The organism is Bacillus sp. BD48, from assembly GCF_046566805.1.
GTDB classification, from domain to species: Bacteria; Bacillota; Bacilli; order Bacillales; family Bacillaceae; genus Bacillus; species Bacillus safensis.
In genome coordinates, this window is the sequence record NZ_JANGFM010000001.1 from 137736 (window position 1) to 157553 (window position 19818).

The following is a 19818-nucleotide window of genomic DNA, read 5'->3' on the forward strand; positions in this document are numbered from 1 at the left end:
TCCTTTTATGGCGTATTCTTTTACTAGAATACCATAAGGAGTCTTACACTTTAATCCACTTTATCGTTTTTTAACCAATTATCCTCCAGAGCTGCCTCTTGATGCGATGGTTTGGACATCATCATGTTGAGATTGAATGAAACCATTTGTAAAGAAAAGTGTACCTAATGCTACCACAGCTAGTGATAATGGAATAAAAGACTTTTTCATTTAATTCACTCCTTTTCCTACAAATTGACTTGCATGTAAGGCTCTTTTATAGTAGTTCAAAGATTGTTGCAGCATTGTTCAATGCTTCTCTTATTCCAGTGTTCGCCATGTATAAATCATTCCTATAAAATATGTGTTATTTGTTATTTAACTGTTTTTCAATTGACTGGAATACACTATCTTCTAAACGTTTTTCAATTTTTAGTTTATGTGGGAGATTAATAATTTCTACAATCTTTACCAATCGCACTTTAATCATAAAGATAAACTTTGCCTAACAAACCTTAATTAATAATTGTTTCGGGCTCTCTTTCTTGTAGTCAAATAATATGTCGGTTAAGCTTCTTTTTGAATTTTCTCGTCAGAGAATTTGCTTCACCCTTTTACTGTCTTGCAGTATGTATCAGCAACTGTTTACTAACTTTCAATAGCTTCATATAATAACCTCCATCTCCACTCTCAATATATGTAACTTTCATTTTATTCAACATATTTAAGTATTTATTTTTAAATTAAAATGAAAGTTTTATCTGAAACAAAAAAGAACGGCTCTAGGCCGCTCTTCAATTATTAATTTTGCTTTGACGTTTTTGAAATAAGATAATTAATCAATGTTATTACCAAGTAGAACAATGTTCCATAAAACACGCCATTAAACAAACTCACACCTATAAATTTGCTTATTAAAACTACATAGTATGAAGCTGGTGTACCTGGAAACACAGCCATGTTAAAAAGGCAAATCATGAGCGTTAAAACAAAACACGTTGCAAACACTACACGAAACAATTTTGATTTTAACATTGTCATTTTATCTTCTCCTATAGTCTATTTCCGTAGAACGAAACTTTCCCTTTATTGTTACAATGGATTTCATTGCTAATATGCCACTCTTCTAATATAAGGTCAAATCCACCAAATGAAAAGCCTGTTGTAAAGTTTCCTTGGGCATAAGCCACTGCTTTACCTTTCGTTTTCTTTGTTCCTTTTTTCCAGTTTTCAACTTTCCATGCAGATGTTTGACCTCTTTTATAGTAAGCATCTGTTTGGGTCGCTCTTGGTTCATTGCCTCCATAAACAAAATATGCAGAGTTATAAACCTTAAACAATTGCAATCCGAACATATTTTTTGCTCTGTAGGTGAATTCGTACTCTTTTGATGTAGCGTTAGTAGAAACCTCTCCATTTTTTGATTTTTTCTCACCTGCATAAGTAATGAAATACGTTGGAGAGTCGGTTAAAATAAGCTCAATACCATTGCCGATCTTGTGAGCTTCAAATTTTTCAGTTCTAACATTCTCTTCTATGTACTTTCCGATGTCAAAACTGTCTCCAGATTTAATGTTAGGCAACAAGTTTCTATTTTTCGTATAATAATTAGCCAGAAACTCTTCCTTAATTTTATTTTTTGAATAATACTCTTCAGCAGCTTTATTTGCTTCCTCTTCATCTTTCGGACTAGCTTTCTTTAAGTATGATAAAAAATCTTCTTGTTTCTTTTTTATCTCCTTAATTGCCTCCTCATATTTTGTTTCATTAGTGTTTGCTGCAGAAGCTGATCCACTAACCATGATTGAAAATAACATAATAAAACTAACAATTGTTAAAACGGACTTTTTTAACAAACAATCACCCCTTTTATAAATTCAATTGCAATGATAGCACTTACAATTGTTAAATCAAGGGTAAAATGGAAAAATCACAAAATCTGAGACCTTGTGACTAAACCTTTCCTTTATGTAGTTCTTATGATATGGAAGTCAGATACCTCGGAATCAATAATACTTGTTAAAACTTTAATAGACTTATCGAACTTTCCTGAATTATTTCTAATTACATAATCATAGTACTCTTTATTTTTCATCTCTTGAGGGTATGTACTCAATCTTTGTTCAACTTTATCTAATGTATCTCCCCTTTGAATTATTTGCTTGTATGCCTGTGGTCATAAGGAGTGTATAAAAACAACGTGACACAATTAGGATATACCTTTTTTATCTGTTGCATCCCACGATAATCATCAATAACAATAGCATTCCCTATACTCAATTTATTTTCAAATTCTTCTTGATCAATTCCATAATAATGGCCGCTATATTCAACTTGTTCAATTAGTTTGCTCTTTTCCTTTAACTCCTCGAATTTTTCAAGACTAATAAATTATAGTTCACTCCATCAATTTCACATTGCCTTGGTTTCCTGGTAGTAAATGATACGACTTTATTCTTCATGATTTGACGTATTAGTGAAGCCTTAAGTCTTGAGCAATGCCCATGTAATAATTTATGATTTCATCTATTGTCTGTTTCACATTATGTACATGAACCAAGCAATCATCAATTTGAAGTTAAATTCATAACTTCAAATTTTTTGGTCATATTTTGGTCAAGGACCAAATTCATTTTTCCGTACATTTTTTGACCAAAATAAAATCCCCCTGAAGCCAATGGCTCCAAGGGGTTTTCTTTATTAATACTGAGACATATACTGATCGCGTTCCCATGGGTGTACTTGGGTTCTAAACATATCCCATTCGATTTCTTTTGATTCGATGAAGTGCTCGAATAGGTGATCGCCTAGTGCGTTGATCATGACTTCGTTTGATTTTAGCAGCTCGAGTGCTTCTGCAAGTGTTGCAGGAAGGTCAGCGATGCCGTTTTCAAGGCGCTCTTCTTTGTCCATGACATAGATGTTTCTGTCGATTGGTGCTGGTGCTTCTAGTTTGTTTTTGATTCCGTCTAGACCTGCTGCAAGTAATACGCTTAGTGCAAGGTATGGGTTTGCAGATGGGTCTACGCTGCGCACTTCAACACGTGTGCTGATGCCGCGTGATGCCGGGATACGGATTAATGGGCTGCGGTTTTGTGCACTCCATGCCACATAGCAAGGTGCTTCATAGCCAGGTACAAGACGCTTGTAAGAGTTAACCGTTGGGTTTGTGACCGCTGTAAAGCTTGTTGCGTGCTTGACGATACCTGCGATAAAGTGTCTAGCAGTCTCGCTTAATTGTAAATCTGCTTTTTCATCAAAGAATGCGTTTTTACCATTTTTGAATAATGATAGGTTACAGTGCATACCAGATCCGTTAACACCGAACAATGGTTTTGGCATGAATGTCGCATGAAGACCGTGCTTTCTCGCAATGGTTTTGACAACGAGTTTGAACGTTTGAATGTCATCACAAGAACGGATCGCGCCTGCATATTTGAAATCAATTTCATGCTGCCCTGGTGCTACTTCGTGGTGAGATGCTTCAATTTCAAAGCCCATTTCTTCAAGCTCAAGCACGATGTCGCGTCGGCAGTTTTCACCTAAATCTGTTGGTGCAAGGTCAAAGTATCCGCCTTTATCATTTAGTTCAAGCGTTGGCTCGCCTTTTTCGTCTAGTTTAAATAAGAAGAATTCTGGCTCAGGTCCAAGGTTGAAATCACTAAATCCTAGTTCTTCCATTTCCTTCAAGATACGCTTTAAGTTGTTACGAGGGTCTCCATCAAATGGTGTTCCGTCAGGCTTATAAATGTCACAAATAAAGCGTGCAACTTTACCTTTTTCTGCTGTCCAAGGGAAAATAACAAATGTGTTTAGATCTGGGTATAGATACATATCTGATTCTTCGATACGTACGAATCCTTCAATAGATGAACCGTCAAACATACATTTGTTATCGAGAGCTTTTTCTAACTGGCTCACAGGAATCTCAACATTTTTAATCGTTCCGAGAATGTCTGTAAATTGCAGACGGATGTACTTTACGTTTTCCTCATTTACTAATTTTACGATATCTTCTCTTGTGTACTTTGCCATTTCGTAAAACTCCTCCCCTACAAAAGGTAAAATGTGTATAGCAATGCTTTTGCTAATTGGTTAACGGAAGAACCTTGACATATCCCCCTGCCTAAAGGTCGTTCCTTGTTGGAAACGTCCAGCCTGAATGAGTTCCTTCTTCAGTAGCTTCCTGAGTTCATCATCTGACAAGTTGTGCTTAGCTGTGGTTTTTTCCTCCGTCTTTTTATCAGACGATGGATTTTCTGCCTCAGCTTTGGCAAAAAGCTTTTTGATGCCTGCCATGTTTACACCTTGTTCGATGAGGTTTTTAATTTCTAGTAATTTATCAACATCATGAAAAGAAAATAATCGGCGGTTTCCATCACTTCTTGCTGGAAATACTAAACCATTTTCCTCATAATAGCGAATTTGTCTTGCAGATAATTCTGTTAGCTGCATGACAATCCCAATTGGGAATAAAGGCATTGAGCGGCGAATGTTATCACTCATCTCAACTGTCTCCTCCTCTTTGCTTAAATTTATTATATGTCATGTTATATTATGTGTCAACAAGATGTTAGGAATATTAACATGGATTTTTTTATCGAGCAGGCACTTCAATAAAACCTTGATCCAATAAGGCATCGACAGCACTGCAAATCGCATTTTTCACATGGGCATACGTGAGTCCACCTTGAACGTAGGCAGTATAAGGCGGTCTGATCGGACCATCGGCTGATAATTCGATACTGGCTCCTTGTACAAACGTGCCCGCTGCCATAATGACATCATCCTCGTAGCCCGGCATATAGCTTGCATGTGGTGTGACGTGACTGTTAATTGGAGATGCATACTGGATTGCCTGACAGAACGCAATCATTTTTTTAGGATCTCCAAATTCGACTGATTGAATCAAATCCGTTCTTTTCGCATTCCACGCTGGGTTTGTTTGAAATCCGAGCTTCTCAAGAAAACGAGCCGTAAATACTGCGCCTTTTAAGCTTTGAGCCACAACATGCGGCGCCAAGAAAAAGCCTTGATACATTTCCTGGAGCGCATACAGCGATGCACCCGCTTCACTGCCGATGCCTGGAGAAGTCATTCGATAAGAGCAAGCTTCTACCCATTTTTCTTTTCCAACGATGTAGCCGCCTGTTTTGGCAAGGCCTCCGCCTGGGTTTTTAATAAGTGAACCGGCCATGAGATCAGCTCCGACATGACACGGCTCTTGTAATTCAGTAAATTCACCATAACAGTTGTCTACAAACACAATGATTTCTTCATTCATCTCTTTCACAAATGAAATCATTTGCTTAATTTCTTCTATAGTAAAGGATGGTCTTGAAGCATAACCTTTTGAACGCTGGATGCCGATGACTTTTGTTTTATCGGAAATCGACTCTTTTACTTTGTCGTAATCGACAGATCCATCTTGACGCAAATCAATGGCTTTGTAGTCAATCTGGAAGTCTTTTAATGAGCCTGTCCCTTCTTTACCGCGAATCCCGACAATTTCTTCTAGCGTATCGTATGGTTTTCCCGTCATGTAGATCAATTCATCGCCAGGTCTCAGCACACCAAATAAGGCAATGGAAATTGCGTGAGTGCCGGAAATAATTTGCGGACGCACAAGGCCGCTTTCTCCTCCGAAGACATCCGCATAAATTTTTTCTAACGTGTCTCTTCCCATATCATCGTAGCCATATCCAGTCGTTGGATTAAAGTGAGAGTCACTGACTTTGTGCTTTCGATAGCTTTCAAGCACCCGCCACTCATTTTGTTCGCTCTTTTGATCAATTTGCTGATGCACGTGTAAAATCTCTTGTTCTGTTTCTGCTGCTGCTTTTTCTAAAATACTGCCGTGTTTTAATGTGTGAAACATCTTGATTTAATTCCTTTCCAACATATACTTCTTGATTTGGCCTAAAATGGTCTGATCTTCACCACTAAATCCGGTGATGTCATATATCTCTGCTTCTTTTTGAAATTCTAGTGATTCCACAAGCGTTTCTGATTTTAATGCGGAGATGAGCTTTCCTTCATACGCTGGAATCTTCACATGGTATGGCTTTAAAAAGGCTTTTTTCAGCTCAGCCATAATATCCGCTTTTAACCTTTTCACATCTTCTTTGCGTCTAGCACTGATTAATATGTGGCGATGCTTTGTAGATGGGATGAAATCTGGTCGGATTTGATCTTCCTTGTTATAAACAGTCAGCATCGGAATACGGTCCGCTTCTAATTCTTCTAAAAGCTCATGAACCGTTCGTTCGTGTCCTTCATAATCCTCATTAGAGGAGTCGATGACATGAAGCAAATAATCGGCTTCCTTCACTTCTTCAAGGGTGGAACGAAATGCGGCAATCAATGTGGTCGGAAGGTCTTGGATAAAGCCTACTGTATCTGAAATCAGCACACTATAGCCAGATTCTAATGACATCTTACGTGTCATTGGATCAAGTGTCGCAAACAGCAAATCCTCTTCATGACTATCCGCTTCTGTTAACTGGTTAAACAAAGTTGATTTTCCGGCATTCGTATACCCGACAATGGCAATTTGGAACACACCATTTTTCTTTCGGCGTTCCCGGTATCTTGTTCGGTGTTCTTTGACTGCGGATAACTGCCCGTTAATTTCGTGAATGCGGTTTCGAATATGGCGTCTATCTGTTTCAAGTTTTGTTTCACCTGGACCTCTTGCGCCAATTCCGCCCCCTTGTCTTGAGAGGCTGATCCCTTGTCCACTTAGTCTCGGCAGGGCATACTGAAGCTGGGCAAGCTCTATTTGCAGCTTCCCCTCTCTTGTACGGGCCCTTTTGGCAAAGATATCTAAAATCAATTGCGTACGATCAATAATTTTCACATCTAAAGCAGTCGCCAAAGCTTTTAGCTGGCTTGGAGAAAGCTCGTCGTTAAAAATAATGACATCACATTCGAGTTCCTCGCAAAGTACCTCAAGTTCTTCTACTTTCCCTTTACCGATATACGTTGCGCTGTCTTGTCTATTTCTCTTCTGCGTCATCACGCTGACAGCTTCACCGCCAGCCGTTTTGGTTAAGGAAGCTAATTCTTCCATTGAGTATTGAAAGCGTTCATCCGTTACATGCGGCAATTGACAGCCGACAAGGATCGCTTTTTCAGTCATTTCATGTTCATTCAACGTCAGTTGTTTCCTTTCTGTACTTAAGTTTTCAGTAGTACCATCATACCAAACACATCACACGTATACCACTATTCGGCTGGTTTATTTTAGTGACTCTTTATAAAAAGGATACGCCAATTCAAGAAGGCGTATCCTCTTTCATTTGAAGATCGTGACTTTTAATGGTCAGCAGATCTTTTTTATCATAATGATCCACAAGAAGCAGTCTCATCGCCTGGGTTCGTATGGCTTTTTCAATGGTGTTTCGCACAAACCGGCCGTTGCTGAATTTTGCCGGGCTTGTGGTACTTTTAATGTGCATTAAATAATCCCGCAGCTTCCATTCAGCTTCTTGTGTAAATACATATTCTCTGTCCGCCATCATTCGTTTTGCAATATCCATAAGCTGATCGACTGTATAGTCAGGAAAGCTGATATTGATTGGAAATCTTGATTGCAGGCCGGGGTTTAAAGAAAGAAAATGCTCCATTTCCTTGGAGTAACCAGCAAGAATGAGAATGAATTCGTGCTGTTTGTCCTCCATATGTTTCACAAGGGTATCAATCGCCTCTTTTCCAAAATCCTTTTCTCCTCCGCGCGCAAGAGAATAGGCTTCGTCAATGAACAAAATACCACCTAGTGATTTTTTAATTAAATCCCTTGTTTTTTGCGCTGTATGACCAATGTACTCTCCAACAAGATCACCGCGTTCTGCTTCAATTAAGTGACCCTTTGAGAGCACATTCATTTCAAAGAAAAGCTTCCCGACAAGTCTTGCAACTGTGGTTTTTCCTGTGCCTGGATTTCCTTTGAACATCATATGAAGCGCTTGTTTCCCTACCTTTAACCCTTGTTCCTGCCGTTTTTGATTAACAAAAATCCAAGCATAAATCTCTTTTATGTTTCGTTTCATTTCATCCATACCGACAAGGCTGTTCATTTCACGCTCTATTTCCCGTAAGATGCTGTGTTTTGCCTCATTTTTCTGCAAGGCTTCCAGGTATTCTGCCTCTGAGTCTGCATCAACCAATACTTGCTTTTGTCCGTTAAGTATAATATTGATTTGGCCGTTGTTTTTATATGTGACAGCTCGCTCCAACGTATTCACCTCTCGCTCTTCTCTCTTTATTCTATTCGGGTGGAGCTGTAATCGTGACAATCGCCCGCTTAAGCCCAAGTTTGCTGTCAAAATGACCCGAGATACCGGATATTGTAGGGATTTCTGCGGTTTCCCAGGAAATGATTTGCTATTTCCATTGTATTCATCCCTTTTGGGCGGACAAACCAACAATTTGCTTTTTCTTAGAAAAATGTAGCTTTTTGATCACAAATGATGCAGAAAAGAGTCTCAATGATTTCCGCATTTTGTACAGGCAATTCTTCTATTTTCTCATAAAATAAAGACGAGGTGATGAATAGATGGTGAAAATTTTTATTGATCCTGGCCACGGAGGAACAGATTCTGGAGCTAGTGCTAATGGACTTTTGGAGAAAAATATAACACTTCAAATCGCGCTTTTATTGAGAGACATGTTGATTAGTGAATATGATGGGGTTTCTGTCCGCTTAAGTCGTTCAACTGACCAATCCGTCACTTTGTCCCAGCGTACGAATGCGGCAAACAGCTGGGGAGCTGACTATTTCGTGTCTATTCATATTAATGCTGGCGGGGGTACAGGGTTTGAAAGCTATGTGTATCCTGGCGTTTCAGCACCGACTACCACGTATCGCAACGCTCTTCATGATGAGATTGTCCGCTCGGTTGATTTTGCTAACCGCGGCAAGAAAACTGCGAACTTCCACGTTCTTCGAGAAACTTCTATGTCCGCTATTTTAACAGAGAATGGTTTCATTGATACGGCAGCTGATGCTAATAAGCTCCGCAACGCAACCTTCCTTCAAAGCATCGCTCGCGCTCATGCGACTGGTCTAGAAGAAGCCTTTCAATTGAAAAAAAAAGCAGGTAATCTTTATAAAGTGCAGGCAGGAGCTTTCAAAGTGAAAGCCAATGCAGATGAATTAGCAGCCACACTTAAATCCAAAGGCTTTGACGCGTTTGTTGTATTAGACGGCGGCATGTTCCGAGTACAGGCCGGGGCTTTCCGTACAAAGCAAAATGCAGATGACCTCGTCGCAAGATTAAAGCAGGCCGGTCACGACGCATTCGTTTTCCAATAAGCTGAAGCTGTTGTAACGAAACAAACCGGCTCAGCGAAAGACTTGAGCCGGTTTGTTGTGTATTCATTTACGCTAGGATGTTGACGACAAATTGAGACCATGTTTCAAGACGGTCGAAGTATTCAGGCTTTTTCAAATCGGCTGCTTTCATCCATTTTCCTGAGATTTGATCTGTTTCTTTTACTTCCACATGAGCACCCGGAGATAGCTCAAGCGCTGATAACAGTCCGATGTGCACACGGCCGACACTGTTGTCATCGTCATTGATTAATCCAAGGGTTTTCATTTCAAGTTTGTCTTCTTCTTGAATAGAAAGTTCTTCGTCGAGCTCACGATCTGTATTTTCTTTTAGAATCTCAGCAAAGTTTTTTCCTTCGATGAAATTCATATGCCCCCCAAAGCCAAGAGATAACTTATGATGTAAGCGAGTCTCTCCTCCGCCTTGAAGTCTTTCGTATACGTACACTTCGTCCTCACGCTTAATCACGACATAAGGAATCGGCTGCTTGAAGTCAGGATTTTCTTCTGCATCCCCTCTTCGCATTTGCTCGAAGTGCTCTTCGATTTCTTTCATTATTGTGCTGATTGTTTTCTCTTCACTGTTCACACCATTAAACGCAAGTGTTTCATTTTGGAAAACGCGTGCGCGTGGTGCAACTAAAATGATTTCGTCCATTTTTCCCATGTTCGGTAACCTCCAGTATGTAACTAACACATTGTTAGAAATGGCAAAAAGCCAAAACGAGTGATGCGTTTTGACTTTTACGCTTTCCTTATGATTCATCTCCAAAGAAGAAGTCGTCATCTTTTAACGGCTCAACTGTTGCTTTTTTGTAGCCGTTCCCTTTCATTGAGAAGAAGTCATGCGACTTTGTTTTTGTATTGAGTCCATTCAATACAATAGGATTGATCTCTTCTTCTTCAAAGTAAGGGGCAAATCCAAGGTTCATTAACGCTTTATTGGCATTGTAACGAATGAACTTTTTCACATCATGCGATAAATTAACTTGGTCATAAATATCTTCAGTGTAATGAAGTTCATTTTCATAAAGCTCGTTTAAAAGGTCAATAGAGAAATCATATAGCTCTTTTTGCACTTCAGGTGTTTGTTTGTTGTAAATTTCTTGTGCTAATAATCCAACATACACACCGTGAATCGCTTCATCACGCAAAATTAAGTTGATGATTTCACCACTTTGCATGAGCTTTCCTTGTCCATAGAAATAAAGCGGGTAGTAAAAACCACTATAAAATAGGAAGCTTTCTAAATAAACAGAAGCAACCATTGCTTTAAAGAGAGAAATAGGATCGTCTTTTTGAATCGAACGGTATAAACTGACAATCATATCTGCTTTCTTTTGCAGGAATTTATTCTTCTTGACCCATTCAAACACTTCACTGATCGTTTCAGTTGGTGCAAGTGTCATGAAGATATTGGAGTATGATTTCGCATGCACCGCATTTTCCATCATTGCCATAAAGTTTAGTACAGCTTTACGCTGATGGCCGTCCACATGTTCAGCAACAATCGGCATCCCTGTATTTCCTTGTTCTGTATCAAGTAAAGTCAGTCCAGCAAGTACCTTCATGTACGTATCTCGCTCTTTTTCACCTAAATATTTCCATGTTAAGAGATCTCCGTTTAGGGAAATCTCTTCAGGAAGCCAGAACTGCTTCACATTTTGGTTGTAAAACATTTGTGTAAAATCGTCTTCGTGCTTTGACCAGTTGGCTGCATCATAAATTTTTGTCACGTTAAACTCTCCTTTAATCAAACAACACAAGAAAGACAGCCTTCCTGCCCTGTATCCTTCGTTCTTGCATAATAAAGTGTCTTAATGCCTTTATGGTGTGCATAAAGATCGATGCGGTTTAAATCACGCGTTGTCATCGTATCTTTCAGGAATAGTGTAAAGCTGATTCCTTGATCCACGTGCTGCTGAATTGTTGCGATCATATCGACCACTTTAAACATGTCCATATCGTACGCTTCTTTATAGAAGAACCAGTTTTGCGCTGAAAGACCTGGCATTGGGTAATAGGTTTTGCTGTTGCCGTATGTTCTTTCTTCGATACGTTCCATAATTGGCATAACAGAGGCTGTTGCCGATTGAACATAAGAAATGGAACCTGTTGGTGCAATACATAAACGATAGCTGTGATACATGCCATTTTCCGCTACAAATTCTTTGAGTGCTGCCCAGTCTTCTTTTGTTGGAATGTGCATGCCTTCAAATAGTGCGGCTGCTTTTTCTGTTTTTGGTGTGAAATCATTCTCCACGTATTTATTGAAGTACTCACCAGTTGCATAGCCAGAGCCTTCATAACGATGGAATGTTTCTCCTTTTTCTTTTGCAATCTCACTTGAGCGTTTAATTGAATAGTAGTTCACCATCATAAAGAACGTATTTGCGAAATCTCTTGCTTCTTCACTTTCATAGGCAATTTGGTTTTGAGCTAAATACCCGTGAAGGTTCATCGCGCCAAGTCCGATTGACTTCATCGCTTTGTTCGCTTTTCGAACAGCCGGTGCATTGCGAATGTCTGTTGTTTCAGACACAAGCGTTAGTGAGTCTGTTGCAAGCTTGACCGTTTTTTCGATTGATTTGTTTTTCATGACATTCATGATATTTAACGAACCAAGGTTACAAGAAATATCAAGACCGATTTCATCATCTTGATCATAGTCCGTGTAAGAAGAAACCTCTGAAGCCTGAAGCACTTCTGAGCAAAGGTTTGAGAATTTCACTCGTGAAATATGGTTCAAGGCATGCTCTCTATTTACATTATCTTGGAACATGATATATGGATAGCCTGATTCTGAGCGTAGAACAGCCAATTTTTCAAGAAGCTTTCTCGGATTGACTTTTTCTTTTTTGACTTTCGGGTTTTCTACAAGCTCATCATACATTTCTTCCATGTCCATCTCATCAAGATGCTGTCCATATTCTTTATAGACTGTATGCGGATAGAAGGTGTAAGCTGTTTTATCTTCTCTAGCAAGCTCGATAAATTTATCCGGGATGACGACTCCGATGGACAGTGTTTTCACGCGAACATCTTCATCGGCAGAGATTTTTTTCGTATCTAAGAAATCATTGATATCTCTGTGGAAAATATTCAGGTAGGCACTGCCTGATCCTTGTCTTTGCCCCATTTGATCTGCATATCTGAATGCATTATCAAGAAGCTTCATCACGCCGACGACACCTTTTGTCGCGTTTTCTACATCTTTGATTGCTTCGCCTTTTGCACGAAGTTTTGACAGGTTCAAACTGACGCCGCCGCCTAGTTTTGACAGCTGCATTGAAATATCAATCGCTCTTGAAATATCGTTTAGTGAGTCATTTACTTCAAGCAAGAAGCAGCTCACAAGCTCACCGCGTCTTTTACGTCCAGCGTTCAAGAAGGTTGGTGTACTTGGCTGGTACTCTTGATTGATCATCAGTTCTACAAACTCAAGTGCTTTTTCTTTATCTCCACCCGCAAAGAAAAGAGCTACAACTGAAATGCGGTCTTCATAGCGTTCAAGGATTTTCTTTTTATCATTTGTTTTCAGTGCATAGTCATTGTAAAACTTAAATGCACTCATAAATGATGGGAATCTAAATTTTTTGGCATATGCAGCTTCAAAGACTTCTTTAATATCTGCCATGCTGTATTGTCTTAAAAATTCTTCCTCATAGTAGTCGTTTTCTATTAAGTAATCAATCTTCTCTTCTAGATTGTGAAAAAAGACCGTGTTTTGATTAATGTAATCTACGAAATAACTATGTACAGCTTCTTTGTCCTTATCGAACTGAAACTTTCCTTCTTTTTGAATCATAATCTCGTTATTTAATTGTATCCACTTTGGAACCTGATTTTGTGACAATTCTTTCTACCTCCTGTGTAAACAATTCAACATCCCTTTTTGTTCCGCTTAGTTCAAAGGTGTGCAAAATAGGAACTTGATATTGTTTAGAAATCGTATCGGCGCTTTTTGCAAAATTATCTCCCCACACTTTGTTGCCACTCACCGCAACACCTAGTAAAAGGTGAGCATTTTTCTCTAAAAAGGACTGAGTGGTACTAGGGACTTGTCCAAATCCTGTCGTAAAGGTGACGAGAATAAACGGCGTATCCAAAAACTCTTCTCCAGTCAATTTTCGTTTGTCTGTAAAAGGGGTCTTGTCCAAAAAGCGTTGAACATTTCCTGTTTTTGAATCAAATACGATTTGAATCAATTCCATCACGACCTAGTTTTTAGTATTGTTGATCATTTCGCTATTCACTATATATAGTATACTATGTTTTTTCAAAACACAACATATAGATGTTCGAAACGAAAAAAATCAACCAACCCGGCCGAACCTTCATAGCCGAACTCGTACGTTCAAATAAATAGAGCAGAACAGGATCTAAAAATAGACTGCTCTACTCCCTATTCAACTGAAACCGAAATCTATCATAACACGAAAAAAAATCGCTTAGTAGACTAGACTTTTTGTTTTATTTTTTGTAGGCATCGCACTGTAAATCTTCTGACACTTCTGTAATTTCCACTTCAACACCTAATTCTTTTAGCACCGCTTCAAGCGCAGAAACGATTGAAGCTTCTCTCACTAATTCTTTCCCATTTACAGAAACACTTGTTCCATATTCGAAACAGGAATCGTCTTCACAAGTTTGTTCCCAATGATTAATTTTAATTTTATGTGTCATGAACTCATCCTTTTCTGTCTAGATGTCTGATGCATGATTATAGTGTAGCGGCTTCACATTCATTTGTAAATTTACGTGCTTACTCTTCTTCATCAAGGTCATCATCATATTCTTCGTCGTCCCATTCATCTATGTATTTCGTTGTAACGAGAGTCAGCTCTCCTTCTTTTTCATCAAACCGGTACACATGTACTTGATCATCTTTCACAACAGCAAAATGATTATTTTTTAGTGCAGCAGATGATGGTAAAACGCCATCTGCATTTTCATGAGAATGGTTATTCCAACTTTCTTGTCTCGTTTCAATGTTTGAGATAGCGCACGATCCAAACAAGACAACAATTCCAATCAAAAGGAGGATCACTCTAATCCTTCTTAATTCAAGCTCTGCATTTTCCATATGAATCCCCTCACCCTTCTAATATCCAATAAGGAATTATACGAAAAATTGGCAGAAAAGTTTCATTGCATACAAAATAGCCCCTCTGCACTGACAAAAAACGTAGCGGGTTCCGGCCGGTTTATTCGCAGATGCATGGGGCTATTTTAAATACAACATATCCTATTCTAATTCTAGATTTACATTCTTTTGAGGTGCAAATGTAGAAATGGCGTGTTTATAAATAAGCTGCTGCTTCCCTTCTGTTTCAAGCAGCACCGTGAAATTGTCAAACCCTTTCACTTGACCGCGAAGCTGAAAGCCATTCAGTAAGAATACTGTGACAAATGTATTGTCTTTGCGGATCTGATTCAAAAACTGCTCCTGAATATTAATCGGTTTCATGTTTCGTCCTCCTTGATTCTGATAACTACAGTTTCGCTTTAAGTCCAAGCTTTCCTGCTATATATGCGAAAATTTCCTCTTTTTTGTCCGAAAAGTGGCAAGGCGGTGTCATATCAAACCAAGTGACTGCCATTTTATTACGGAACCACGTGAACTGACGCTTCGCATATCTACGGGAATTTTGCTTTAATTGCTGGATAGCTTCATCAAGTGAGCAGTCACCTTGAAAATAGGCATACAGCTCTTTATAACCAATGGCTTGAACAGACTGACAATCCTTCAAGCCAGATTGATAAAGTGCTCTCACTTCTTCAATTAAGCCCTCATCTATCATCATATCAATTCTTTGATGAATGCGCTCGTACAAAAGCTCTCGATCCATTTTCAGCCCAATGAAGGCTGTATCATAAAGAGGAACTTCTTGATGCCCGTTTTGCATCTCCGACATTTTCTGACCTGTTGTATGGATCACTTCAAGCGCCCGGATCACGCGGCGGACGTTATTCGGATGAATAGCGTTTGCAGCATCAGGATCTACTGCCTTTAGCTTTTCGTGCAGCAAAAGCGCACCATGCTGCTGTTCAAACAGCGTCATTTCTTCTCTAAAAGCAGGATCACTTTTCTCCTCCGTAAATGTGTAATCATATAAAACAGATTGGATATAGAGGCCCGTTCCGCCGACAATCATTGGCGTTTTCCCTCTAGCAGCAATCTCTTTTATTTTCATACGGACCAACTGCTGAAATTCAGCTGTCGAAAAGGATTCGTCCGGCTGTTTAATATCAATTAAATGGTGCGGGATGCCATTCATTTCTTCGGGGGTGATTTTAGCTGTTCCAATGTCCATTCCTTTATAAATCTGCATAGAATCCCCGCTGATAATCTCTCCATTAAATGCTTTGGCTATATCAATGCTCAATTTGGTTTTGCCGACAGCTGTCGGCCCTACTAACACGATTACTGGCTGCTTCGCTTTATTCATAACATCACTCTCTTTTACAAAACTGCCTACAGTATAGCATAACTTTTCTTCCTCTCCTATATCCTGCCCATCACCAGCCAAACGGTTCATTTCCAACCACTTCATACGTTTTTCCTTTTAAACGATGCGTATGTGTTGGCCGCTTCTCATCTGGACTATAGACGACACCTCCATATGGGATGGGAACAGAATCGAGATAGGCAGAATAGGTAACTTCCTCGATCTCGTGATAATGTGTTCCATCCACTCTCGGAATTGCAGGCCCTGTGACCCCGTAGTACCTGTGGAAATGCCCTCTTTCAAAGGAGGTGATCCCGCGATAAAAATGAGTATGCCGGTCGGTATTGCTTCCATTCACAGGCTGTGAAATACCTTCTATTAAATGATAATGCCCCTCTGTTACATCCGTACGTGCTTTATATGCATGAGCATGCGGCGGACACTTTGCCCAATCAGATGGATACAGGCCCATTTTTGACATTCCTCCTTATATTAGGCGTTCACCCAAACATATGTAGGCCAACGGAATACACTGATGTCAGTTACAGTGATTTTATGAGAAAGGAGCCTTTTATTATGAATTATTTTGACACACCTCCATTTATTCAAGAAGAAGACATGAGAAGACCTTTTGGTTTTGGATTTGGACGCCCTGGCTTTGGGTTTGGGAGACCCGGATTCGGCTTTGGGAGACCTGGTTTTGGGTTTGGGAGACCCGGATTCGGCTTTGGACGTCCTGGATTCTTTGGACCTCCGTTTTTAGGTGGTTTTGCTGGAGGCCTGCTTGCTGGATCTCTGCTTGCGCCAGGATATGGCTATGGATACCCTTATCCGCCATACCCGCCATATGGACCATACCCTTGGTATTAAATATGACGTTTAAGTGAAAACATCCGTTCATAAAATGAATCGATTGACACACTCTTTTTTCATAGGTTAACATTTACTTTACCGACTGTTCAGTAAAGTAGGTGTTTTTTTTATGTCTAAAACCAAAAAAGAGCAAATTTTTGATGCGGCTGCCAGCACCATTTTAAAAGAAGGAGTAAGCCAGCTCACCCTTCAGCAGGTGGCAGAGCATGCAAATATGACCAAAGCTGGTCTGCTTTATCATTTTTCAAGCAAGGAAGAGCTCATCCAACAAATGAATGAGCACGCGATTCTTTGCTTTCGTCAGCAGCTCGAGGCGTATCAAGAAACATACAAACACGAAAAAGCGCCTTATGTACGCGCATATCTATTGGCCACATTACATGATTTAGATATGCAGCATACGACCCAGCTATGTACAAGTATGCTGGCTACCATGTCATTTGATGATGCGCTGCTGCGCCCTTGGCGTGATTTTTATGCGGAGTTCAAAGAAAAAGCAGCTGAGGAAAGAAACGATCCTGCACTGAGTCAGCTGATCCGCCTTGTATGTGATGGAATATGGTTTTCAGACATGTTTCAGCTTGAACCGCTGACAAGAGAGGAAAAAACCCTTTTACTTCATCGGATTTTACACCTATTAGAGGAGGGATGATCATGATCCTCGGATATCTTTTTTTGGCTGTTGCCATTTTTTCAGAAGCCATTGGCGCCGCAATGTTAAAATTGTCTAATGGCTTTACGCGCTGGAAGCCTAGCGCTGTCGTTGTGGCTGGCTATACACTTGCTTTTTATATGCTGTCATTGACGCTCAACATCATTCCGCTTAGCATGTCTTACGCAACATGGTCTGGGGTTGGTACGGTCCTCACGGCTATTTTTGGCGTGCTCTTTTTCAAAGAAACCTTGAACCAAAAAGCAGTCATTGGGATGGCGATGCTTGTCTCAGGGGTCGTACTATTAAATATGTCATAAAGGATGTGGGAGATCATGAAAGGAATGCTCTACTTAACAGGGGCCATTTTGACGGAGGTTTTTGGCAGTACAATGCTGAAGCTTTCTCAAGGCTTTTCGCAGCTGCTGCCGAGTATTGGGGTACTGATCGGATTTGGCTGCGCCTTTACTTTCCTCAGTTTGGCACTTAAAACCATTGAGCTTTCGGCTGCCTATGCAACTTGGTCCGGCGTTGGAACAGCACTTACTGCTCTTGTAGGACTTGTGCTGTTTAACGAAACCATCAGCACGAAAGGCTTCATCGGCCTTGCACTTGTCATCTGCGGCGTGATTGTCTTAAATCAGTCCAAGAAGCAAAAGAACGAAACCAAAGCACAACTCGATCAAACCGAATGGACGTCATAAAAAAAGTCATTTTCTCCATATTTCAAGAGAAAATGACTTTTTTGTTTTAACGGCCGACTTGAATGGTTTCTTCTAAGGAAATGTTCACATTACCCTGAACAGCTCTTGAGATCATACATGAGCTTTCGGCTTTATGCGCAAGCTTACGGGCCAGCTCAATTTCATGTGCGGAAGCGGACTCTTTGAGGGTGATGACAGGTCGATGAATGATTTCCTTATAAGTAAACACACCATTTGTCACATCTACGATGGCTTCAGAGCTCATCGATAGATCCTCTTTTTCTAATTGACTTCGCTCCATCATGGCTGCAAGTGTAATGATATAACACGTAGCTGCTGCACCTAAGAGCATCTCATCTGGATTGGTTCCAATACCTGGACCGTCCATTTCCTTTGGAATCGAAATCTTTGTTTTTAATTGTTCACATGCGATTGTACCCACATCGTTACGCAGACCAGGCCAGCTTGCCTGAAGATGAAAATGATGACGCGCCATATCCGTCTCTCCTTTTGTTATCACTGTTCATAGTGTAACAAGAATTCCCCTGCTTGTCTTAACATGTGCACAGCCCTTATGTATACTCTTCATCAAGCACTGTCCGAATCGCCCTGACATAACGATAGAACGCCTCGTTTTTTGTACTTGACCGCCTCCGAAAATCAAAACTGTCAAATAAAGCTTCACGCTGACTTCTACTAATCTCAAGCTGTACACTTTGCCCTGTTTTTGTAAGATTATTAATATTATGATTGCTTGTTCCGCTCAGGGTTGCGTGTTCGACAGCCAGTTCAGCAGAAAACCCGTTCCGCTCTAATGAGTTCACAATTTTCTCTGCACGGTCGTAATCTGTTCCGCCGACGAGAGTATGGTCAATCCCTTCCTCGCCTTTGTATCCATGCACAGCTAAGATGTAATCATGTGCTTTTGCCTGCGCGACGCCGATTGGCTCATCAAAGTTTGTACTTGTAATATGAAGTTCTGATGCATTCTCTCTTAGACCTTCAAATAAATAAGTCGAAAAATCGTTGTCAAAAAAATGGACAATCTCACTTACGCCGCCTTCTATTCTCCCGCCATGAGGTGACATCACAAGAAGGCGGCTGCCGGGCACTGGGTTGGCTGTAATGTTGTAGCTGCTCGTTGATTCGTTTTCTTCCAGTTCTTTAAAATTTCGATAAATATCATTTGAACCGCTTTCGTCTTCCCCACCTGATGACACTGGCTCATCATGTTCCTGTGCTTGCATGGTATAATAAACGCCCCATCCGATCGCAAGCAGGAGAAGCAAAGCAAAAAACTTCTTCATTCCCGTTCTCCTTTAACAGATTTCTAAGCCGTTTCTATGATTTATATTGAATCATCATTTCTTATCATTTTTTCCACATTTTCTCTTCACGTTTGATCATAACACTCTAGATCATGAGATTCCTCAAAAATAAGATAATTGCATTTATATACACAGAAACGCCTGTCGTCTTTGAAAACAGAGTTAGAATAGTATGACAAACAAATGACGTTATGTTTAATATGACCTAGTCCTATCCAGTCTGTTTTCTTTAATTCGGCTTTTTTTAATAAGGATTTGATTTTTTTCATCTGTAACGAGTCACATTTATATGAGCATTGACCCTGTCTACAACCCTCCTTTTTCTGCAAAATGCTTTTTTTCACTGGTTCTCTCAGAAGAACTCTCTCACCTAACATCGGCAGATTCTACATGATTTCCACCTTTTTCTATTATTTTACAAAATGTAAGCGCTTTTCTTTTTGAAAGACATAAGCAAGCCGCCAATATGAAGAAAAGGAAGGACAAGAATCCGAAC

General features: G+C 39.9%; 24 protein-coding genes. 5 read left to right on the forward strand and 19 right to left on the reverse strand.

Annotated elements, in window-relative coordinates:
- Nucleotides 1-78: 78 nt before the first annotated feature.
- The 8 genes from ACLGGR_RS00740 to spoVK all read right to left on the reverse strand — a co-directional run bounded on the left by ACLGGR_RS00740 (nt 79) and on the right by spoVK (nt 8216).
- Nucleotides 79-210, reverse strand: coding sequence for a hypothetical protein (locus ACLGGR_RS00740; protein ID WP_260601817.1), 132 nt, complete (start codon nt 208-210; stop codon nt 79-81).
- An 821-nt stretch (nt 211-1031) separates the two neighbouring features.
- Complete coding sequence (locus ACLGGR_RS00745; protein WP_142944876.1) at nt 1032-1835, reverse strand: hypothetical protein; 804 nt, start codon at nt 1833-1835, stop codon at nt 1032-1034.
- Nucleotides 1836-2133: 298 nt separating this feature from the next.
- Nucleotides 2134-2367: a hypothetical protein gene (locus tag ACLGGR_RS00750; protein ID WP_142945022.1), complete on the reverse strand. Its 234-nt coding sequence runs from the start codon at nt 2365-2367 to the stop codon at nt 2134-2136.
- 312 nt (nt 2368-2679) lie between these two features.
- Nucleotides 2680-4014 carry a type I glutamate--ammonia ligase gene (gene glnA / locus ACLGGR_RS00755; RefSeq protein ID WP_025093273.1) on the reverse strand — a complete coding sequence of 445 codons (1335 nt, stop codon included), beginning with the start codon at nt 4012-4014 and terminating at the stop codon, nt 2680-2682.
- Nucleotides 4015-4074: 60 nt separating this feature from the next.
- Complete coding sequence (locus ACLGGR_RS00760) at nt 4075-4485, reverse strand: MerR family transcriptional regulator (RefSeq protein ID WP_039178801.1); 411 nt, start codon at nt 4483-4485, stop codon at nt 4075-4077.
- Between the two features lie 91 nt (nt 4486-4576).
- A complete protein-coding gene (locus tag ACLGGR_RS00765) occupies nt 4577-5857 on the reverse strand; it encodes a methionine gamma-lyase family protein (protein WP_410972317.1) in 1281 nt (426 codons plus the stop codon).
- Between the two features lie 6 nt (nt 5858-5863).
- Nucleotides 5864-7135, reverse strand: a complete 1272-nt coding sequence (gene hflX / locus ACLGGR_RS00770; protein ID WP_410972318.1) for a GTPase HflX — start codon at nt 7133-7135, stop codon at nt 5864-5866.
- Between the two features lie 121 nt (nt 7136-7256).
- Entirely contained in the window at nt 7257-8216 is a 960-nt protein-coding gene (gene spoVK / locus ACLGGR_RS00775) for a stage V sporulation protein K (protein ID WP_048239875.1), read from the reverse strand.
- A gap of 320 nt (nt 8217-8536) precedes the next feature.
- Between spoVK and ACLGGR_RS00780 the strand changes: the two genes are divergently transcribed.
- Nucleotides 8537-9295, forward strand: coding sequence for an N-acetylmuramoyl-L-alanine amidase (locus ACLGGR_RS00780; RefSeq protein ID WP_410972319.1), 759 nt, complete (start codon nt 8537-8539; stop codon nt 9293-9295).
- Between the two features lie 67 nt (nt 9296-9362).
- Here ACLGGR_RS00780 and ACLGGR_RS00785 read toward each other — a convergent pair whose 3' ends face one another.
- The 9 genes from ACLGGR_RS00785 to ACLGGR_RS00825 form a co-directional block, all read right to left on the reverse strand.
- On the reverse strand, nt 9363-9980 hold the full coding sequence (locus tag ACLGGR_RS00785; RefSeq protein WP_024424084.1) for a hypothetical protein: 618 nt from the start codon (nt 9978-9980) through the stop codon (nt 9363-9365).
- Between the two features lie 88 nt (nt 9981-10068).
- A complete protein-coding gene (gene nrdF / locus ACLGGR_RS00790) occupies nt 10069-11049 on the reverse strand; it encodes a class 1b ribonucleoside-diphosphate reductase subunit beta (RefSeq protein WP_034662137.1) in 981 nt (326 codons plus the stop codon).
- 17 nt (nt 11050-11066) lie between these two features.
- Nucleotides 11067-13169, reverse strand: coding sequence for a class 1b ribonucleoside-diphosphate reductase subunit alpha (nrdE, locus tag ACLGGR_RS00795; protein ID WP_048239869.1), 2103 nt, complete (start codon nt 13167-13169; stop codon nt 11067-11069).
- On the reverse strand, nt 13129-13521 hold the full coding sequence (gene nrdI, locus ACLGGR_RS00800) for a class Ib ribonucleoside-diphosphate reductase assembly flavoprotein NrdI (RefSeq protein ID WP_008360380.1): 393 nt from the start codon (nt 13519-13521) through the stop codon (nt 13129-13131). Before nrdI ends, nrdE begins: the two co-directional genes overlap by 41 nt.
- A gap of 265 nt (nt 13522-13786) precedes the next feature.
- Nucleotides 13787-13999, reverse strand: coding sequence for a hypothetical protein (locus ACLGGR_RS00805; RefSeq protein WP_003212415.1), 213 nt, complete (start codon nt 13997-13999; stop codon nt 13787-13789).
- Nucleotides 14000-14078: 79 nt separating this feature from the next.
- Nucleotides 14079-14399, reverse strand: coding sequence for a YmzC family protein (locus ACLGGR_RS00810; RefSeq protein ID WP_024424087.1), 321 nt, complete (start codon nt 14397-14399; stop codon nt 14079-14081).
- Between the two features lie 162 nt (nt 14400-14561).
- Nucleotides 14562-14783: an RNA chaperone Hfq gene (gene hfq, locus ACLGGR_RS00815; RefSeq protein WP_024424088.1), complete on the reverse strand. Its 222-nt coding sequence runs from the start codon at nt 14781-14783 to the stop codon at nt 14562-14564.
- Nucleotides 14784-14808: 25 nt separating this feature from the next.
- Nucleotides 14809-15765: a tRNA (adenosine(37)-N6)-dimethylallyltransferase MiaA gene (gene miaA / locus ACLGGR_RS00820; RefSeq protein ID WP_410972607.1), complete on the reverse strand. Its 957-nt coding sequence runs from the start codon at nt 15763-15765 to the stop codon at nt 14809-14811.
- A 70-nt stretch (nt 15766-15835) separates the two neighbouring features.
- Entirely contained in the window at nt 15836-16237 is a 402-nt protein-coding gene (locus ACLGGR_RS00825; protein WP_410972608.1) for a YmaF family protein, read from the reverse strand.
- Nucleotides 16238-16341: 104 nt separating this feature from the next.
- On the opposite strand from ACLGGR_RS00825, the gene ACLGGR_RS00830 reads away from it, so the two are divergent.
- The 4 genes from ACLGGR_RS00830 (at nt 16342) to erbB (ending at nt 17994) form a co-directional block, all read left to right on the forward strand.
- Nucleotides 16342-16635: a spore coat protein gene (locus tag ACLGGR_RS00830; RefSeq protein ID WP_410972320.1), complete on the forward strand. Its 294-nt coding sequence runs from the start codon at nt 16342-16344 to the stop codon at nt 16633-16635.
- A gap of 112 nt (nt 16636-16747) precedes the next feature.
- Nucleotides 16748-17290: a TetR/AcrR family transcriptional regulator gene (locus ACLGGR_RS00835; RefSeq protein ID WP_410972321.1), complete on the forward strand. Its 543-nt coding sequence runs from the start codon at nt 16748-16750 to the stop codon at nt 17288-17290.
- 2 nt (nt 17291-17292) lie between these two features.
- The gene (erbA, locus tag ACLGGR_RS00840; protein WP_251219050.1) at nt 17293-17610 is read left to right on the forward strand and encodes an SMR family multidrug efflux transporter EbrA; all 318 of its coding nucleotides are present in this window, start codon (nt 17293-17295) and stop codon (nt 17608-17610) included.
- 15 nt (nt 17611-17625) lie between these two features.
- On the forward strand, nt 17626-17994 hold the full coding sequence (gene erbB / locus ACLGGR_RS00845; RefSeq protein ID WP_410972322.1) for an SMR family multidrug efflux transporter EbrB: 369 nt from the start codon (nt 17626-17628) through the stop codon (nt 17992-17994).
- 46 nt (nt 17995-18040) lie between these two features.
- On the opposite strand, the gene ACLGGR_RS00850 is transcribed toward erbB, so the two are convergent.
- Nucleotides 18041-18490, reverse strand: a complete 450-nt coding sequence (locus tag ACLGGR_RS00850; protein WP_142944868.1) for an OsmC family protein — start codon at nt 18488-18490, stop codon at nt 18041-18043.
- Nucleotides 18491-18566: 76 nt separating this feature from the next.
- A complete protein-coding gene (locus ACLGGR_RS00855) occupies nt 18567-19301 on the reverse strand; it encodes a poly-gamma-glutamate hydrolase family protein (protein WP_142944867.1) in 735 nt (244 codons plus the stop codon).
- Nucleotides 19302-19818 lie beyond the last annotated feature (517 nt).

Bases quoted from the DNA above. Each gene is read 5' to 3' on its own strand.
- ACLGGR_RS00740 (WP_260601817.1), bottom strand. From the start codon at position 210: ATGAAAAAGTCTTTTATTCCATTATCACTAGCTGTGGTAGCATTAGGT.
- glnA (WP_025093273.1), bottom strand. From the start codon at position 4,014: ATGGCAAAGTACACAAGAGAAGATATCGTAAAATTAGTAAATGAGGAA.
- ACLGGR_RS00760 (WP_039178801.1), bottom strand. From the start codon at position 4,485: ATGAGTGATAACATTCGCCGCTCAATGCCTTTATTCCCAATTGGGATT.
- ACLGGR_RS00765 (WP_410972317.1), bottom strand. From the start codon at position 5,857: ATGTTTCACACATTAAAACACGGCAGTATTTTAGAAAAAGCAGCAGCA.
- ACLGGR_RS00780 (WP_410972319.1), top strand. From the start codon at position 8,537: ATGGTGAAAATTTTTATTGATCCTGGCCACGGAGGAACAGATTCTGGA.
- ACLGGR_RS00785 (WP_024424084.1), bottom strand. From the start codon at position 9,980: ATGGGAAAAATGGACGAAATCATTTTAGTTGCACCACGCGCACGCGTT.
- ACLGGR_RS00805 (WP_003212415.1), bottom strand. From the start codon at position 13,999: ATGACACATAAAATTAAAATTAATCATTGGGAACAAACTTGTGAAGAC.
- ACLGGR_RS00810 (WP_024424087.1), bottom strand. From the start codon at position 14,399: ATGGAAAATGCAGAGCTTGAATTAAGAAGGATTAGAGTGATCCTCCTT.
- hfq (WP_024424088.1), bottom strand. From the start codon at position 14,783: ATGAAACCGATTAATATTCAGGAGCAGTTTTTGAATCAGATCCGCAAA.
- miaA (WP_410972607.1), bottom strand. From the start codon at position 15,765: ATGAATAAAGCGAAGCAGCCAGTAATCGTGTTAGTAGGGCCGACAGCT.
- ACLGGR_RS00825 (WP_410972608.1), bottom strand. From the start codon at position 16,237: ATGGGCCTGTATCCATCTGATTGGGCAAAGTGTCCGCCGCATGCTCAT.
- ACLGGR_RS00830 (WP_410972320.1), top strand. From the start codon at position 16,342: ATGAATTATTTTGACACACCTCCATTTATTCAAGAAGAAGACATGAGA.
- ACLGGR_RS00835 (WP_410972321.1), top strand. From the start codon at position 16,748: ATGTCTAAAACCAAAAAAGAGCAAATTTTTGATGCGGCTGCCAGCACC.
- erbA (WP_251219050.1), top strand. From the start codon at position 17,293: ATGATCCTCGGATATCTTTTTTTGGCTGTTGCCATTTTTTCAGAAGCC.
- erbB (WP_410972322.1), top strand. From the start codon at position 17,626: ATGAAAGGAATGCTCTACTTAACAGGGGCCATTTTGACGGAGGTTTTT.
- ACLGGR_RS00850 (WP_142944868.1), bottom strand. From the start codon at position 18,490: ATGGCGCGTCATCATTTTCATCTTCAGGCAAGCTGGCCTGGTCTGCGT.
- ACLGGR_RS00855 (WP_142944867.1), bottom strand. From the start codon at position 19,301: ATGAAGAAGTTTTTTGCTTTGCTTCTCCTGCTTGCGATCGGATGGGGC.